Source organism: Cypionkella sp. TWP1-2-1b2, assembly GCF_049896245.1.
GTDB lineage: Bacteria > Pseudomonadota > Alphaproteobacteria > Rhodobacterales > Rhodobacteraceae > Cypionkella.
In genome coordinates, this window is sequence record NZ_JAFCTX010000003.1 from 177,113 (window position 1) to 194,856 (window position 17,744).

General features: G+C 60.4%; 16 protein-coding genes and 1 pseudogene. 9 read left to right on the forward strand and 8 right to left on the reverse strand.

The features are described 5' to 3' along the window. Positions 1–117 precede the first annotated feature (117 nt). A complete protein-coding gene (gene mazG, locus ACP7AP_RS03020; RefSeq protein WP_426032081.1) occupies positions 118–963 on the reverse strand; it encodes a nucleoside triphosphate pyrophosphohydrolase in 846 nt (281 codons plus the stop codon). Positions 964–1,018: 55 nt separating this feature from the next. Here mazG and ACP7AP_RS03025 point away from each other — a divergent pair, with 55 nt between their 5' ends. From ACP7AP_RS03025 to ACP7AP_RS03065, 9 genes and pseudogenes are all read left to right on the forward strand, one after another. Beyond that, positions 1,019–2,182, forward strand: a complete 1,164-nt coding sequence (locus tag ACP7AP_RS03025) for a M20 aminoacylase family protein (RefSeq protein ID WP_426032083.1) — start codon at positions 1,019–1,021, stop codon at positions 2,180–2,182. An 80-nt stretch (positions 2,183–2,262) separates the two neighbouring features. Beyond that, entirely contained in the window at positions 2,263–2,679 is a 417-nt protein-coding gene (locus ACP7AP_RS03030; protein WP_426032085.1) for a DUF6636 domain-containing protein, read from the forward strand. Between the two features lie 76 nt (positions 2,680–2,755). Then, the gene (locus ACP7AP_RS03035; RefSeq protein WP_426032087.1) at positions 2,756–4,153 is read left to right on the forward strand and encodes an aminotransferase; all 1,398 of its coding nucleotides are present in this window, start codon (positions 2,756–2,758) and stop codon (positions 4,151–4,153) included. A 259-nt stretch (positions 4,154–4,412) separates the two neighbouring features. Further along, positions 4,413–5,378 (forward strand): agmatinase, encoded by a 966-nt coding sequence (gene speB, locus ACP7AP_RS03040; RefSeq protein WP_426032089.1) that lies wholly within the window; start codon positions 4,413–4,415, stop codon positions 5,376–5,378. Beyond that, positions 5,375–5,830, forward strand: coding sequence for a DUF1499 domain-containing protein (locus ACP7AP_RS03045; RefSeq protein ID WP_426032091.1), 456 nt, complete (start codon positions 5,375–5,377; stop codon positions 5,828–5,830). The genes speB and ACP7AP_RS03045 overlap by 4 nt, the downstream gene beginning before the upstream one ends. A gap of 195 nt (positions 5,831–6,025) precedes the next feature. Beyond that, positions 6,026–6,619 (forward strand): CHAP domain-containing protein, encoded by a 594-nt coding sequence (locus ACP7AP_RS03050; RefSeq protein ID WP_426032093.1) that lies wholly within the window; start codon positions 6,026–6,028, stop codon positions 6,617–6,619. 71 nt (positions 6,620–6,690) lie between these two features. Further along, on the forward strand, positions 6,691–7,746 hold the full coding sequence (gene prfA, locus ACP7AP_RS03055; protein WP_426032095.1) for a peptide chain release factor 1: 1,056 nt from the start codon (positions 6,691–6,693) through the stop codon (positions 7,744–7,746). Then, positions 7,743–8,594, forward strand: coding sequence for a peptide chain release factor N(5)-glutamine methyltransferase (prmC, locus tag ACP7AP_RS03060; RefSeq protein WP_426032097.1), 852 nt, complete (start codon positions 7,743–7,745; stop codon positions 8,592–8,594). The genes prfA and prmC overlap by 4 nt, the downstream gene beginning before the upstream one ends. A gap of 187 nt (positions 8,595–8,781) precedes the next feature. Next, positions 8,782–9,028: pseudogene (locus ACP7AP_RS03065) on the forward strand (DUF4167 domain-containing protein); the annotation flags it as partial. Positions 9,029–9,432: 404 nt separating this feature from the next. On the opposite strand, the gene ACP7AP_RS03070 reads toward ACP7AP_RS03065, so the two are convergent. From ACP7AP_RS03070 to lptF, 7 genes are all read right to left on the reverse strand, one after another. Beyond that, complete coding sequence (locus tag ACP7AP_RS03070; protein WP_426032131.1) at positions 9,433–9,783, reverse strand: hypothetical protein; 351 nt, start codon at positions 9,781–9,783, stop codon at positions 9,433–9,435. Between the two features lie 243 nt (positions 9,784–10,026). Next, positions 10,027–10,869 (reverse strand): 16S rRNA (adenine(1518)-N(6)/adenine(1519)-N(6))-dimethyltransferase RsmA, encoded by an 843-nt coding sequence (gene rsmA / locus ACP7AP_RS03075; protein ID WP_426032099.1) that lies wholly within the window; start codon positions 10,867–10,869, stop codon positions 10,027–10,029. Between the two features lie 57 nt (positions 10,870–10,926). Next, positions 10,927–11,895 (reverse strand): 4-hydroxythreonine-4-phosphate dehydrogenase PdxA, encoded by a 969-nt coding sequence (gene pdxA / locus ACP7AP_RS03080; RefSeq protein ID WP_426032101.1) that lies wholly within the window; start codon positions 11,893–11,895, stop codon positions 10,927–10,929. A 24-nt stretch (positions 11,896–11,919) separates the two neighbouring features. After that, the gene (locus ACP7AP_RS03085; protein WP_426032103.1) at positions 11,920–13,194 is read right to left on the reverse strand and encodes a peptidylprolyl isomerase; all 1,275 of its coding nucleotides are present in this window, start codon (positions 13,192–13,194) and stop codon (positions 11,920–11,922) included. Further along, positions 13,148–15,280, reverse strand: a complete 2,133-nt coding sequence (locus tag ACP7AP_RS03090; RefSeq protein WP_426032105.1) for an LPS-assembly protein LptD — start codon at positions 15,278–15,280, stop codon at positions 13,148–13,150. The genes ACP7AP_RS03085 and ACP7AP_RS03090 overlap by 47 nt, the downstream gene beginning before the upstream one ends. Then, positions 15,280–16,380, reverse strand: coding sequence for an LPS export ABC transporter permease LptG (lptG, locus tag ACP7AP_RS03095; RefSeq protein ID WP_426032107.1), 1,101 nt, complete (start codon positions 16,378–16,380; stop codon positions 15,280–15,282). Before lptG ends, ACP7AP_RS03090 begins: the two co-directional genes overlap by 1 nt. Then, on the reverse strand, positions 16,377–17,507 hold the full coding sequence (lptF, locus tag ACP7AP_RS03100; protein WP_426032109.1) for an LPS export ABC transporter permease LptF: 1,131 nt from the start codon (positions 17,505–17,507) through the stop codon (positions 16,377–16,379). Before lptF ends, lptG begins: the two co-directional genes overlap by 4 nt. Positions 17,508–17,744: the final 237 nt, after the last annotated feature.

The window sequence follows — 17,744 nt, forward strand, 5'->3', positions numbered from 1 at the left end:
AGTCCTTTGGTCAGGTATATGGCCGCGCTTAAAGCCCCTTCCGGCGGCGCGGTCAATGCCTGACTAAAAGACTTTAGAGTGGTCGACAATGCTTTGCCCTGTGAAAGTCGTGCGGTTTCAGTCCGATTTCAGCGCCTTTTCCTCGGCCTTGGCGCGGTTCCACAGCGCATCCATTTCCGCCAGATCGCTGTCGGCGGGGGTGCGGTCATCCTCGGCCAGCCAATCCTCAATCCGGCCAAAGCGGCGCGAGAATTTGGCGTTGGCGGCGCGCAGCGCAGCTTCCGGGTCAACATCCAGATGCCGCGCCAGATTGGCCATCACAAACAATAAATCGCCAAATTCTTCAGTGACTTCCGCGTGGCTCAACTGATCGCGCGCCTCAACCAGCTCCGCCGCCTCCTCGGCAATTTTGGCGACCACCTCATCGGTTGAGGGCCAGTCAAACCCTACCCGCGCCGCCCGCTTTTGCAGCTTTACCGCGCGGGTCAACCCCGGCAATCCCAGCGCCACACCGTCCAGCACACGGGCGTTCTGCGCGCCGCGCTCTGCGGCCTTGATCGTCTCCCAATCCAGCGTCTGCTGCGCGGGCGTTTTGTCGCGGCTCTCGTGCCCGAACACATGCGGATGTCTAGTTACCATCTTGTCAGAGATTGCCTGCACCACGTCCTGCAAGCTGAATATCCCCTGATCGGTCGCCATCTGGGCATGAAACACCACCTGCAACAACAGATCGCCCAATTCCCCTGGCAACTCGCCCCAAGCCTGCCGTTCGATCGCATCGGCGACCTCATGCGCCTCCTCAATCGTATAGGGCACGATGCTGGCAAAGGTCTGCTCAATATCCCACGGGCAGCCCGCAACCGGGTCACGCAGTCGCCGCATGATCTCCAGCAATCTGTCGATCCCGCCTGCAGGGTCACGCACAAGTTGGTCGGATGCGTCGTCAGAATGAGGCAGGGGCATTGCCGATCCCTTCCAGATAAGATTTGATCAAAGGCAAGCAAATCAGGAGATCCCCATGCCCGTCCTCAACCGTATCGCCGCTTATGCCGAGGAAATGAAGGGCTGGCGCAGGCATTTGCACGCGAATCCCGAACTGTCTTTCGACTGCTTCACCACCGCCGCTTATATCGTCGATCGTCTTAAAGAGATCGGCGTCGATGAAATTCATCCCGGCATCGCCAAGACCGGCATCGTGGCGATTATCAACGGCCAGGGAGATGGCCCAACCATCGGCCTGCGCGCCGATATGGATGCGCTGCCTATTCAGGAAATCACCGGGGCCGAATATGCCTCGACCATCCCCGGCAAAATGCACGCCTGTGGCCATGATGGCCATGTCACCATGTTGCTGGGGGCCGCAAAATACCTCGCCGAGACCCGTCGCTTCAAAGGCCGTGTCGCACTGATCTTCCAACCCGCCGAGGAAGATGGCGCGGGGGGCCGCGAGATGGTGAACCAAGGCATGATGGACCGCTTTACCGTCGAGCAAGTCTACGGCATCCACAACGCCCCAAACGTGCCCTTTGGGCATTTCCTGACCACGCCGGGGGCGCTGATGGCCTCAGTGGATACCGCTTATGTGTATCTGACGGGCAAAGGCGGCCATGGAGCCACGCCACATGATTGCGTCGATCCCATCGTGGCACTGGTGGGCATGATTTCCGCAATCCAAACGATCATCCCGCGCAATATCTATGCGTTAGACGAGGCGGTTTTGTCGGTGACTATGGTGAACTCCGGCACCGCGTCGAACATCATCCCCGAAGAGGCGATGTTCGCGACTACCATCCGCTGCTTCAAACCCGAAGTCCGTGCTTTGCTGAAAAAACGTTTCCATGAAATTGTCGAAGGCCACGCAGCCGCTTACGGCGTGCAAGCGCGCATCGACTACGACTGGGGCTATCCCGCCACCATCAACCATGCCGATCAAGCCGCCTTTGCCGTCGAAGTGGCGGCTGAAATCGTGGGCGACACTGCCGTCGATGGCAATTCGGTGCGCGAAATGGGGTCGGAAGATTTCTCTTACATGCTGGAAGCCCGCAAAGGCGCTTATCTGTTTATGGGCACCGGCCCCGGCGCAGGCCTGCACCACGCGGCTTATGATTTCAACGACGAGGCCGCCCCGATTGGCGCGTCGTTCTTCGCAAGGCTGGTTGAGCGCGCGCAACCGCTCGCCTGATCTCATCTTGGTCTAAACAATGCTAGCGCAGCCGCCACCGGCTGCGCTAGGCTGCTTTCATTGATTTGCAAGGAGCCATTATGATCCGCCTGACCTTCGCCCTGAGCTTGTTGGCAGCGCCGATTTTTGCAACAGCCGCCTTGGCCGATGATTACCTCGCCTTCCACTCACCTTCGGGCAATATCCAATGCGGCATGTCCACCGGGGACTATGCGCAAGTGCGTTGCGATATGGGCAGCCTGACCCCCACCTATCGCAAAGCCCCGCCCGATTGCGAATTCGACTGGGGCAGCAGCTTTGCGGTGGATGCGGGCGGGCCGGGCTATCTCGCCTGTGTGTCCGATTCTGTTGCCGATCCGGGCGGGATTGAGCTCGGCTACGGCAAGTCGATCTCGCTGGGGCCGTTCACCTGCTCGTCGGAGAAATCCGGCATAGAATGTAGCAACCTCGGCGGCCATGGTTTCAAGCTGTCAAAGGCCAAGCAAAAGCTGTTCTGAAATTTGATCAAATACCCTCTGGTCTTTTTACCGCGTTTGGCTATCTTGGCCAAATCATATTGACTGGAGATTCAAAATGAACGCCCCCGCAAGCCTGCCCAACACATCCGCGTTTGAGATGGACCGCGCCCATGTCCTGCACCCTTGGGCTAACTTCGGGCCGTTCGAGAAAGCGGGCTCTTTGGTGATCGCGCGCGGGCAGGGCGCAAAGCTGTGGGATGAACAGGGCCGCGAATACTTCGACGCTGTCGGCGGCATGTGGTGTACCAACATCGGTCTGGGTCGCCGCGAGATGGCCGATGCGATTGCCGAACAGGCCGAGCGCCTCGCCTTCGCCAACCATTTTGTCGATATGACCAATGATCCCGCAGCACGCCTCGCCGCCAAACTGGCCGAACTCGCGCCCGGTGATCTCAACCGCGTGCATTTCACCACCGGCGGCTCAACGGCGGTCGATACGGCCGTGCGGGTGGTCAGCTACTACCACCACGCCCGCGGCAACCCGGATAAAACCGACATCGTGGCGCGGGAAAACTCTTATCACGGCTCGACGTATCTCACCCAATCGGTGGGCAAAAGGAACGGCGACCGCATCGAAGAATTTCGCTACAAGACCGAGGGGATCCACCATCTGAGCTGCCCCAACCCCTACCGCCGCCCCGACCATCAGACCGAGGCGCAGTTCTGCGATGATCTGATCGCCGAATTTGAAGCTCTGATCGCAAAAGTCGGTGCTGACCGTATCGGCGGCTTTATCGCCGAGCCGATTCAAGCCTCGGGCGGTATCATCATCCCGCCGCAGGGCTATCTGCGTCGGATGTGGGAAATCTGCAAACGCCACGACATCCTGTTCATCGCCGATGAAGTCGTCACCGCCTTTGGCCGCATCGGCCATTGGTTCGCCAGTGAGGATGCGTTCGGGGTGCAGCCGGATATGATCACCACCGCCAAAGGCCTGACCTCGGGCTACCTGCCTTTGGGCGCGCTGATCCTGTCTGAACGGATCTGGGCTGCAATGGCCGAAGGCGGGCACCGCTGGTTCACCACCGGCCTGACCTATTCGGGCCATCCGGTCAGCTGTGCTTGCGCGCAAAAAAACATCGAAATTCTGGATCGCGAAGGCCTGCTCGCCAATGCCACGAAAGTCGGTGCCTATTTCAACACCCGGCTGAAAGCATTGGAAGACTTGCCACTTGTCGGCAATGTGCGCGGGCAGGGCTTGATGCTCTGCGTCGAAAACGTTGCCAACAAGGCCACCAAAGAATTGCTCCCCGATGAGGTCAATGAAAGCAAACGCATCTCCGATGTGGCAGAATCGCTCGGCCTGCTGGTGCGGCCCATTGGCCATCTGAACGTGATGTCACCGCCGTTGATCATCACCGAAGCCGAGGTCGATTTTGTCGTCGATACCCTCGAACACGCGATCCGCCGCGTCAGCGATGATCTGGTGCGCGAGGGGCATCGGTTGGGGTAACAGCGTGGCGGGGTGAACCCCGCCCTAGCCATGACTGGCCAGCGTCGAAGCGCTCTGCGCGGGAGTATTTCGGAAACAGCAATTTCATCTTGGCCTAAATACTTCCGCGCGGCGCACTCCGGCCTTGCCGCATATCCGCCGCATCAGGCTTGACAACCTCCCAAGCCTGCCGTCCTTTGAATCACCCGGATCCGCGCGTCTCCGGCTTGGGTTGTGACCCGAGGATAAAGACGCAAGCGCCGTTATCTCCGAGAGAATCATGGCCTTAGAAGACGCTAAAACCGAAATCGACACCGCTTTCACCCGCACCACCCAGCGCGGTTATGCCTTTGAGAACGCGTTCTCGGGCGCCACCTCATTCCTGCGCCGGACCTACACCAAAGACCTCACCGGGGTAGACCTTGCCATCACCGGCGTGGCGTTTGACCAAGCCGTCACCCACCGCACCGGCACCCGCTTTGGCCCCCGCGCGATTCGCGAAGCGTCAACTTTGCAGCCCTACGATCCGCCCTACGGCTGGCCGACCAATCCGCTGGAAGACCTCAACATCATCGACTACGGCGATTGTGCGTTTGACTATGCCAAGACCGCCGATTTCCCCGATACCCTGACCGTGCATATCCGCAAAATTCTGTCAGCTGGCGCCGGCACGATCACCTTAGGTGGCGATCACTACATCACCCTGCCGATCCTGCGCGCCTATGCCGAGAAATTCGGGCCGCTGTCAGTCATCCATTTCGACGCCCATTCCGATCTCTGGCCGGATGACGACATGAGCCGGATCGACCACGGCACCATGATGTATAAGGCCGTCAAGCAGGGCTATGTTGACCCAAACCGCTCGGTGCAGATTGGCATCCGCACCACCACCGAAGATTACCTTGGCTTCAACGTCATTGACGCCCGCTGGGTGCATGAAAATGGCACGGCGGCGGTGGTGGCGAAGATCAAAGACATCGTCGACGATCACAAGACCTACCTGACCTTCGATATTGACGCGCTCGACCCCTCGGTGGCCCCCGGCACTGGCACGCCGGTCTGGGGCGGCTTGCATTCTTGGCAAGCGGCAGCCATCTTGCGCGATCTGGCGGGCATCAACATGGTCGGCGGCGATATTGTTGAAGTCTCGCCACCCTATGACACCACCGGGGCCACGGCGATTGCAGGCGCGCATGTCGGATATGAGTTGATCTGTCTCTACCATTGGGCGAAAACACAAAGATGAACAAACGCATGACCCTCGCCGTTTTGATCCTGATCGTGGCAGCGGGGGCCATGGCGTTTATTCGCCTCGCCCCGACCGATCCATCCTTGTGGCATCTGGCCCTCGATCCGCGCCCGCTGGATATCGCCACCCCTAGCCCGGACAAGGTTACCGGCTTGCCAAATGGGGCCTATGCCGATCTGATCGCAGCACCCGATCAGAGCCAAGCGCTGCTGGCCAAACTGGATGGTATCGCGCTGGCCACGCCGCGCACCATCCGCATCGCGGGCAGTGCTGAAACCGGGCGGATCACCTGGCAAACCCGATCGGCGTTCTGGGGCTTTCCCGATTACACCACTGCCGAATCTACCCCCGAGGGCGTGACGCTTTATGCCCGCCAGCGCTTTGGTGCAGGCGATTGGGGCGTCAATGCGGCCCGTTTGACCGCATGGATCAGCGCTTTTAACGCCTGAAACTGCGTTCGGTTCCGCTAAATCGCCAGTAATGCGCCGATTGTGCGGAAACCTGCGGCGGATTCTCGCCCACGGATATTTCAGTTTGTTGAACTTTGTCACGGATCAGTGAATGTCTGCCGCAGCGCAGAAACAACTTGGCCTAACCAAGACCTTCTGTGCGGAACAGAACATAAAAAGACTTGGGACATTCACATGGCTGTAACCTTCCGTAATTTGCCGCGCTTGGCCGCTTTGTGCGGCATTCTGGCCCTCAGTGCCGCCTGCGTGCCAAGCAATTCGGAAGTGACGATGCTCTCCGCCCACCCCGATCTGATCCAGCCGGGGCTGAACCCGAACTTTGTCTCGAAAGCTATTGGCAATGCCAAAGCCAAGCGCGCCAAGGGCCAAAAAGTCTGGTGCGTACCGTTCGCGCGCGATGCCAGCGGTGTTGAGATCATGGGCAATGCGGGCACTTGGTGGGGCAAGGCCAAAGGTAAATTCGCTCGTGGCCACGAGCCTGTCGTGGGTGCGGTGATGGCGTTTTCGTCGACCCGCAAACTGCCGAAAGGCCATGTGGCTGTGGTGTCAGAAGTGGTGTCGGACCGCGAGATTCTGATTGACCACGCCAACTGGAAGCCCAGCCAGATCTCGCTGGGCATGACTGTGGTGGATGTCTCGACCAAGAACGATTGGTCGGTGGTGAAAGTCGCAAGCGCGGGCGATACTTTGGGCCGCCCGTACCAGATCGACGGCTTTATCTGGAACCCACCTGCACCGCAGGCTACATTGCTTGCGATCACTCCCTAACTGGTTGCGCCAAAGATGCAGGTGTCGCTCTTGGACTTGACCAAAGCCGCCGAACTCTGCAAACCCACCGCATGGTTCCGTTAGAAAAACTCGCCCAGATCACCCAGCGTTTCGAGTTTCTCGAAGCCAAGCTGAACGCAGGCGCCTCTCCCGCCGAGATTGCGACTCTGTCGCGCGAATATTCCGATCTGAAGCCCGTCGCGGATGAGATTTTGGCCTATCGCCGCGCCTTGGATGATCTGGCCGAGGCCGAGATCATGCTTGCCGACCCCGAAATGAAGGCTTTGGCGGAAGATGAGATGCCGCTGCTGAAAGCCCGCATCCCCGAGATGGAATCCCGGCTGCAAATTGCGCTGCTGCCGAAAGACGCCGCCGACGCCCGCCCGGCAATTTTGGAAATCCGCCCCGGCACGGGGGGCGATGAAGCTGCGTTGTTCGCCGCTGACCTGCTGCGGATGTATCAGCGCTATGCCGAGAAGATGGGCTGGAGCTTTGAGGTTCTGGAACAGCAAGACAGCGAACTTGGCGGTATCAAAGACGTTCAGGTGCATATCGCGGGCGAGGGCGTCTTCGCCAAGCTGAAGTTTGAATCCGGTGTGCATCGTGTTCAGCGGGTGCCGGAAACCGAAGCCCAAGGCCGCGTCCACACCTCTGCCGCCACCGTCGCCGTGCTGCCCGAAGCCGAGGAGGTTGATCTGGTGATCCCGGCATCCGATATCCGCATCGACACCATGCGAGCCTCTGGGGCAGGCGGCCAGCACGTCAACACTACCGATTCTGCCGTGCGGATCACCCATATCCCGACGGGGATGATTGTGGTCTCGGCGCAGAAATCCCAACACCGCAACAAAGAAATCGCCATGCAAGTGCTGCGCGCCCGGCTGTTCGATCTGGAACGCGCCCGCGTCGATAACGCCCGCGCTGCTGAGCGGAAATCTCAGGTCGGCTCGGGGGATCGTTCGGAACGCATCCGCACCTATAATTTCCCGCAGGGCCGGATGACCGACCACCGCATCAATCTCACACTCTATTCCTTGGGCCAGATCATGCAGGGCGATCTGGGTGAGGTGGTCGATGCTTTGGTCGCCCATGACCAAGCCAGCAAACTGGCCGAGATGGAAGGATGAAAGCGCAAGACGCCCTGCGCTTGGCCATCCCCCGTCTGACTGCCGCAGGCATCGACAACGCCCCCCGCGACGCCCGCCTGCTGCTCGCCTATGCGATGGGCATTGCCGCTGATCGCCTGACGCTGCATCTGCCCGATGCGCTGACCGAAGCCGCAGCCATCACTTACGCCACCGCCATCACCGCCCGCACAAATCACCAGCCTGTCTCGCAAATCACCGGAGCGCGCCAATTCTGGGGTCGCAGCTTCAAAGTCACTCAAGACACCCTAGATCCGCGCCCCGAAACCGAAATCCTCGTGGCCGAAGCCCTAACCCGGCCGTTCCTGAAACTGCTCGACCTTGGCACCGGCAGCGGCTGCATCCTGCTGTCCTGCCTTGCGGATATACCTATGGCCAGTGGCATCGGCTCTGACCTGTCCGCCAAAGCCCTCGACGTCGCCAAAGAAAACGCCACCACGCTGAACCTCGCCACCCGCGCCAAGTTCATCCAATCCGACTGGTGCGCCGATATCCACGGTCGCTTCGATCTGATTACCTCGAACCCGCCCTATATCGCCGCCGCCGAGATGCCCAACCTCTCACCCGACGTGCTGCAATGGGAACCGCACGCCGCCCTCACCCCCGGCGGTGATGGCTTGGATGCCTATCGCAAAATCGCCACCCAAGCCCCCGCCCGCCTGATGGCGCAAGGTCGCCTGTTGTTGGAAATCGGCCCGACCCAAAGCGCCGCCGTCACGGCCCTGCTGCACGCCCAAGGCATGATCAACATCCGCACGATGCAAGACCTCGACGGCCGCGACCGGGTGATCTGCGCCGAAAAGCCGCAAGACGCCAGCATTTGCGGCTGACTGTCGCCATTCTGACAAGAATCCACTTGTCAGAACGCCGCCCTTGTGATTATTCGTACCCACGCGACATTCGGTGCAATTCGGCACTGACCCGCGCAAACCCGGTCATTGCTGCCATGCCCCATGGGCTGACGATCCCCGAAAGGATCAGGCGCAACCTCCCGGACCATCTGGATCAAAGGACAAGATGCGCTCTTCCAAGTCCCGTTCGCGTTCAAAGACGAACCGCCCGCGCACCCTCGGCAATATCATCAACCGTGTCTTCGACAGCTCTGGCCCCGAAGGCAAAGTGCGCGGCACGCCGCAACAGATCATCGAGAAATATCAAATGCTGGCGGGTGACGCCCAGCGTTCCAACGACCGCGTGGCCGCTGAAAACTTTAGCCAACACGCCGAACATTACACCCGCATGCTGGCCGAAGCCACGCGTGAGATGGCTGCGGAACAGGAAACCCGTCAGCAGTATCAAGGCGGACAGAATAACCAAAACAGCCAGAACGGTGGCCAGAACAACCAAAACGGCCAGAACAACCAGAACAACCAGAACAACCAGAACAACCAGAACAATCAGAACGGCGGCCAAAATGGCAACCGTGATCGGCAAGACTATCGCAACGAGCGTGGTGATTACCGCCCCGAGCGCAGTGAGGCGGGAAACGCCGAGCAGCCATATACTGGCGGCTTCAGCGTTGTCGATGAAGATGAGCACAGCCTTGTCGATCTGCCCGAGGCCAATCGCCAAGCGCCGCGTCAAGACAATTTCCGCCGTGATACTCAGCAGCGCGAATATCAGCCGCGCGACAACAACCAACAGCGCGACAACCAACAAAGCAACCAGTCACGCGACAATAACCAACCGCGCGACAACAATCAGCCGCGCCGCCAAGACAACAATCGCCCGCGTGACGACAAAAATCGCGAGCCGCGCCCACCGCGCGCTGAACAACAGCGCAACGATCAGCCGCGTTCTGAGCAGCCTCGGGCCGACCAACCTCGGGTTGAGCAGCCGCGTAATGATGCCCCGCGCGCCGAGCAGCCCCGCGCTGAAGCGCCGCGTTTCGTAACCACCCGCGAAGAAACCGCAGTTGAAGCGCCCCGTGTCGAAGCCCCGCGTGTCGAAGCCCCGCGTGTCGAGACACCGCGTGTTGAAGCTCCGCGCTTTGAATCGCCCGCCGCTTTGGTCGCGCAAGTCGAAGCCGCAGCAAGTGCTCCGATCAAAACCCGCGCGCCACGCGCGCCAAAGCCAGTTGCCGAGACCTTGCCCGGACTGGAAGCCGCGCCAAAAACCACCCGCGCGCCCCGGCAGAAAAAGCCTGCCGCTGTGGAAGCCACACCGGACAAATCCGAAGCCGCAGAATAAACGCTGAACAAATCCCCACCAAAAAGCTTGCCAAGTGCGGGCTTTTTGCGTTCCAAGGCTGGGAGAAAAGCGTCAGCCTGCGGCCACAATCCGCGCCAAGGCGCAAAATCGCTCTAATTCAATCTCTTCGGCTCGTGCCGTGGGCGGTATCCCTGCCGCCTCTAGTTTCGCCTCAATCGCAGGCCCCATCCCCTTCAAACTTGATCGCAACATCTTGCGGCGTTGCCCGAAGGCCATCGTGGTGATCCGGTTCAGCACCGCTTCATCTGCTGGAAACCGGGGCTGCTCTAACCGAGTCAGATGCACCACCGTTGAATGCACTTTTGGCGCGGGGGTGAACGCCTCGGGCGGCAGATGCATCACAATCTTGGCATCGCAGCGCCAGCCGACCAGCAAAGCCAAGCGGCCATAGTGATCGGTGCGGGGCTTGGCGACGATCCGCTCCGCCACTTCCTTTTGAAACATCAGCGTCAGGCTTTGCCAGAACGGCGGCCAGATTTTTGGCGTCAGCCAGCGGATCAGCAGTTCGGTGCCGACATTATACGGCAGGTTCGCCACCACCCGCACCGGCGCATTAAGATGCCCCAGCACGTCGATCTCCATCGCATCGGCGTTGATAATGTGCAACCGCCCCGGATAAGCCGCGCCAATCTCGGCCAATGCAGGCACGCAGCGCGGATCTTTCTCCACCGCCAACACCCGCCGCGCACCTTCCACCAATAATCCCCGCGTCAGGCCACCGGGGCCGGGGCCAACCTCCAGCACATCACAAGCCGACAAATCTCCCGCCAATCGCGCGATCTTCGCGGTCAGGTTCAGATCGAGCAGAAAGTTCTGCCCCAACTGCTTTTTCGCCACCAGATCATGCGCCTTGATCACCTCCCGCAGAGGCGGCAACCCGTCAATCGTGCCCAACAGAAAGCCCTTTCATACTGGCTCAAATATTCCGGGGTCTGGGGCTGGCCCCAGTCTTTACCCCAATCGCGCCGCTGCCATCTGATGCGCCATCCGCAGCGCCGCAATCAAACTATCCGGCCGCGCCAAACCCTTGCCCGCGATGTCGTACGCCGTGCCATGATCCGGCGAGGTTCGCACGAACGGCAACCCCAAGGTCAGATTTACCCCGCCATCAAAATCCAGCGTCTTGATCGGAATCAGGGCTTGGTCGTGATACATGCAGATCGCCGCATCATAGCCTTCGCGCGCGCGGGGATGGAACATGGTGTCGGCGGAATTCGGCCCGCGCAGATCAAAGCCCTCGGCCCGCAGCCGCTGCAACACCGGGGTGATCAGGGTGATCTCCTCATGCCCCATCGCGCCGCCTTCACCGGCATGCGGGTTCAACCCCGCCACCGCCAGCCGAGGCCGCGCCAGCCCGAAATCCCGCCGCAAGCCAGCGTCGGTGATCCGAATTGTGTCCTCCAGCAAGTCAGCCGTCAAAGCCCCCGGTACATCGGCAATCGCGATATGGATGGTCACTGGCACCACCCGCAACAAGGCCGAGGCCAGCATCATCACCACGCGGTGGACCCCGGCCAGATGTGCGAGAAACTCGGTATGGCCGGCAAAAGCAAAGCCCGCGTCATCCATCAGCGCTTTCTTGTGAATCGGTGCGGTGCAGATCGCCGCCGCTTGCCCCGATTGCACCAAAGCCACCGCCCGCTCTATCACCGCAATCACGCCTGCGGCGTTTTCCGGCGCAGGTTGGCCGGGCATGGCAGGGCTGGCAAAGCGGTGCGACAACACTGGCAGCAGGTGCGCTGGCACCAATGCCGCTTCAGCGGGCAGGGCAATCTCTTGAAACGCGTCCGATCGCAAATGCCGCGGATCGCCGATCCAGAACAGCGGCAGTTCAGTTCCCAAAACCGCGCGCGCCGCCAACGCCAATTCCGGGCCGACCCCAGAGGGGTCGCCACAGGTCAGCGCTACGGGAAGTGTCATGCGGGCAGTCTCATGGCATGCGGATCATGGTGTGCGAATCTGGGCTTCAGACCGCAGTTCTTCCAGATAAATATCCGCCTGTGCGCCCAAAACCTGATTGGTCAGTTGGATCTTCACCTCGTCCCGGCTGGGCATCTCGTTTTCCGGCGGACCTCTGCGGCACAGCATCAAAAACACCCGCCAGCCGCCCCGCGTGACAGCGGTAGACGACTCGCCCGCATCCAGCACAGACAACGCCCCGGCGATATCGCGCGGCACTTGGGCTTGCGGCAGGGTTTCCCGGATCAGCCGATCCGTCGGAAGCCCCTTGGCCACCGCGTAAAGATCGTTGCAGGTATCGACCTTTGCCCGCACTTTGGCGGCAGACGCGCCATCGTCGGGCAGCAAAAACGCGGCATAATCCACCACGATACCGCCGGAAGGCTTCACCATCTCCTGCTTTTGTTCCTGCAACTGATAGATCACCACCTGATCATCCAGCACCACCGGCGCCGAAACCTGACCCGGAGCCAACCCCCGCACCGCTTTCGCCGCATCCGGTTTCAACGCGGTCAGCAACATCCAATCCAAAGCCCCACCTCGCCCCGCCGAGGCCGCACTGGAATTCTGCCGTGCCAAGGCTGCGAAATCCTCGCCGCCGCGCAGCAGCAGGCGCAAATGATCGGCCTTTTGCAACGCCGCCGTGCGACCAGCCCCCACCGCCGGGATCACGATCTCAGACAGCTTGACCTGCAGCGCCGCAAGCGGCCTGCCATTTGCCAAAGCCCGGTCGATCTGGGTTTCCGAGATCGACACCGTTGGCGCGAATTTGCCGCGAATGATTTCCCGCCACACCAGCCCGGATTCGACGAAATCGCGGAAAGTTTCCGGCTGCACCCCAGCCTGACCGATGATTTCGACAAACTTCTCGGCGGTCAGATTGGCCCGGGCGGCGAATTCTTCCATCCCGGCTTTCAACTGCTCAGGTGACATCTTGACGCCAAACTGCTTGGCCGCTGACATCCGCAAGCGGTCATCCACCAGCGAGGACATCGCCGCCTTTTCCAGATCACCCGGTTGGCGCAACAGCTGCATGAACAGCACGCGCTGCTCGAATTCAAACTGTGTGATCGCCTGATCGTTGACGATCTTGATCGGCGTAAAAGGCCCGGCCGCAACAGGTGCGCCAAAGCCAATCGACGCCATCAGCGCCAAAACCATCGTTATACCTGCGGGTCGCACCATGATCACCTGCCGTCGTCCGTTTCTTATCCTAGCGCCTGCATTGGCGCGCCGGCCCCGGCGCAGAGCTGCCGCCAAAACCCAATAGTTCCACCGAAAGCCCGAAATCCGTGGTCGGTTTCACACTAGTCGAGGATGTGAACCGACGCGAGAGAGAAAGATCGACCAGCAAACATTCGTTGCGGAAGGTCAGCCCCAGCCCGGCCTTCGCCGCCCGCTCGGCCTCAAAATCATAGCGACTGGCGACGCGCCCCGTCCAGTTGTCGGCCAACTGATAGCTGGTGGCCAAAGTCAGCTCGGATATCGGGGTCAGCCTATTTTCTGCTGCATCCGCTTCGGTATGGACGTAGCCTGTCGCTACTGTGAATCGATCACCGCTATAGGCCGCCTGCAATTCGGCTTTGGTCATGTTGAACTGATCGTCGAACAACAGCCGATTGGTCAAATCAAACCGGGCCATATCCAACTGCCACGCTGCCATCCAATCCGAACTGACCCCGCTCAGGCCCGAGCCATCGCTGAATTGGCCCAAATCTTCCGTCCGCAGCACCCGACCCACGGTGACCCCCAAGGTCCAGCCATTCGGGTCCAATCGCAGATAGCTGACGCCCAAATTCGCCCGCGTGCCATTTTCCACCGCATCTGCCCCCGGAAAGCGGCTGAGATCGAACAGATTCGCCTCGTCAAATTCCACCAGCGCCGAATCCTCATTCGGGATCGAACTGTCGGTGCGCGAGCCCAGCACGATCTGCATCACCGGCTCGATCACCTGAGACACGCCATTGGCCTGCGATTTCACCCAAGGCCAGCGCAACTCCGCCCCAACCGCCGCATGCGATCTGGTCTTGCTGCCCTCATAGACCGCATCCTGCCCAATCATGTAGAAATCTGCTGCAGCTTCGCCCAGCACAGCCGCTTCCATGCCGTTGTCCAGCAAGAAATTCTTCCGCCAATCGGCGCGCAGCGACACCCGTTGCATATCGCGGCCATCGGCGATGCCATCGCTGTTGCTGTCGGACACTGCATCATTCGAGGTGCGCTCATGGCCATGCGCCTGCAACTCAAAGCCACCTTCGCCGCCCCAACCACCCAAAGTAAAGCGGCGGTGATAGGTCAGATCCATCATCCGCGAGGGCAGGATGGCGTTGTCTTCGCCATCGCGGATCGAGTGAAACGCGATCAGTCGTCCCGAGATATATTCGTTGCGCCGGGTGCGACTGACCTCGGCGCGGCTCTCCAGACGGTCCCCCGTTGGATAATCGTAATCAAGGATATAGGCCGGGTCGCTGACCGCCTCGACGCGCAAATCCAGCCTAAAGCCGCGCGGCAGCGCAAATCCCCCGGTGCCCAGCACATAGCCGCGCGTCTCACCAGGGCGAAGATCATCGCGCGATACCCCGCCCGAGATTTCAATGCCGCCGGTTGCAAACGCCTGCCGATAGCGCAGATTGACCGTGCGGCTGCCCTTGGTGGTGAAGAACGGCGTCACGGTCAAATCGCGGCTGTCACCTATTTTGATGAAATAGGGCAGCATCAGCCCGGTGCCAAAGTTGGAATTGTTCTTCAGCGATGGCAGTAGAAACCCTGAGGCACGCTTCAGGGTCGGGTCGGGCATCCGCAGGCGCGGAATATACGCGACAGGAACACCGCCGACGCGAAGCTGCGCGTGATCGAAGTAAAGTTGCCGCTCGGTTTGATCATGCACCACCCGGCGGGCGCGGATTTCCCACAACGGCGTCGAACTCCCTGCGCAAACCTTGCAACTGGAGGCTACCACCCGCTGCATCGCGGTGTAGCGCCCATCGACCCGCTGGATTTCCGCTGCCGCAAGTTGCAACTGTTGCTGCAACACCAACCGCGCCGAGGTCAAAACCCCTTGGGTCAAATCGGCGCTCATCTCGGCCTGACTGGCCAAAATCACCGTGCCTTTGCCATCACTCAGCACAATCGGGCCTTCAATCAGCAGCCGATCCTTGGCCTGATCGTAGGTCACGCTCTGCGCGGTCAGCTTCTGGCTCTGATAAAAAATCTCGACATGACCGCGGGCGATCAGGGTAGAGTTGTCCTGAATTTGCAGCGCATCGGCAACCAAAGTCGCCTTATCCTGCGCCAAAGCGGGCAGGGCAAACAGCAGGGCTGCGATAAAACTCAGGAGGCGAAGCATCAGCCATCCTCCAGATGCAAGAGGAGCCCCAGCGCCAGAAACGTCGCCGCAATCGGCGGGCTCCACGCGGCCAGCAAGATCGGAATCTGGCCGTTTTGCCCCAAAACTTGTGCGAAGTTGCGCAGGAAAAAGATCAAAAAGCCGCCAAGCAACGCCAAAAGCACCATCTGCCCGGTCTTGCCAAAGCGGGCGTGCCGCATGGTAAAGCCCGCCGCAATCAGCACCATCGCCGCCAGCAAGACCGGCAAGGCCAGCTCCATCTGCATCCACACCTGATAGCTGCGCGCCGAAAAGCCAGCCCGCTCCAAGGCTTTGATATACGAGGGCAGCGCCCAAAACGCCACAGATGAAGCATCGCCAAAGCCGTCGCGCAGTCGGTCTTGGGTCAGATCGGTGGGCAGGCGCATATCCACCGCCGTCGCAAGTGCTGTCTGTTCAGGGTTCGCATCGGTCAATGACCAGCGCTTGGCCCCGTGCAGAAGCCATTCCCCCGGCAGCAGTTGCGCCGAGGTGGCTTCAATGCGCTGCGTCGGCGTGCCTTCCAAGCCAAAGCTGATCACAGTGACACCTTGCAACGTCGTGCCATCGGGATCGCTGCGCACCGCCTTGATCACCGATTGCCCTGCCTCGCTGCTGCCACCCGCATTGCCCTGCCGCATCCACAAGCCATCCTCCGACAACGACAGCAGCGAGCCCTCTTGCCCACTCTGCGCCGACAAGCGGTCATAGGTCTTCGAGGTTGCCGCCACCAACGGATTGAACACCGCCACCGCCACCGCGCCAATCAGCAAGGCCATCACCACAGGTACTGCCAAAAACTGCAACCCAGACCGCCCCGAGGCCCGCACCACCACCAGCTCTGACGACCGCGCCAGCCCCAAAAACAGCGCAATCGCCGTCAAAATCATGATCAACGGCAGGATCTGATACAGGCTCTCTGGCACGTTCAGAAGCGACAGATAAAGCGCTCCGCTCAGGCTGACCCCAACCTTACGCAACTGATCAATCACGTCGATCAGCAGCAAAATCGCCGCAAACACGCCAAACACCAGCCCGAACATCTTCAAAAACCGCCGCGCGATATAAAAGGTCAGCGTCATGTTGCCACCGTGTCTAGCACTGCCAGCTTCGGCACCCGCCGCGGCCTTTGCGTCAACCACAACTCGAACACCCCAATCGCGATCCCCACCACGGGAGCTACATAAGCCAGCATCCAGCCGCGCGGCACATCTTCGCCGACACTGGTCGAAACCGTCGCAATCGCCTGCACCAGCAGCAGCAGCAGCACCGCCACGCCGACCTGCCGCCACAACCCGAACCGACTGAACGCCCCCAGCAGCAGCGAGGAAAATCCGATCAACGCAGCCGAAAGCGCCATAAACGGCTGCGCAATCCGGTCATGGCCCTCAAACAGCATACTCGCCTCGGTCTGCTGCACCTCTGCCATCAGCGCCGGGGTCGGGGCCAACAACTCGGGCGTCGACAACTCCGCCATACTGCGCGTCCGCAAAGCAGGCGCCGCCATCAACCCCGCCAGATCATAGGTGAAATCGGCAAACCGCGTCACCGACAACTGCCCCTTCGGCCCCAACAGCTGCACCATGCCATCGACCATCAGCAGCTTCGGTCCCGCATCAGTACGTGCAAAAAATGCCTTCTTCGCGGTGTAAAGCGCGCGTTGTTCCACAACTCGATCATCCGCCAGAAACAGATCCAGCAATTCCCCCGTCGGCGCAATCTCACGGATATAAAGCGTGATGCCGTCCGAGGGATGAATGAACTGGCCATCCTTCAAAAACCGCGCCGAGACATTCTGCGAGATCGCCTCTGACCGCTCCGCCAAAGCACTGCGGCTTTCGGGCACCAGCACATGCATCAGCACCAGCATCATCCCCGTCACGATCAACCCAAAATACCACACCGGGCGCGCCAGCCGAAATGCTGAAAATCCGGTCGCCTGCATCACCACCAGCTCTGATTCCGACATCAACCGATTGGCCACATAAACCGCGCCAATAAACGCCGAAATCGGCAAAACCAGCCGGATCACATTCGGCAGCGTCAGCAAGGAGAACTGCAAGAAAACCACTGCCGACTGGCCATCGCCGATCAACTGATCAAACAGCCCCACCGCGCGGTTCACCCAATAGACCGCCACAAGCACTAGCGAGAAAAACCCGAACAGCGCCAGCAGTTGCGACAGCAGATAGCGGTCGAATCTTGACACCTAAAACCAAACTCCCAAAATCCTTGGCCGCGAACTTAGCGGAAAACCCCAGCGGGGAAAACTGGTATCTGGCCTTCCCGCCCCCCCTTCGCTAGCTTGCGCCAAAGCTGCGCCAAAAAGCCCCCCGACGAAGCCCCCCGACGAAGCCCCCCGACGAAGCCCCCCGACGAAGCCCCCCGACGAAGCCCCCCGACGAAGCCTCCCGACGAAGCCCCCGACGAAGCCCCCCGACGAAGC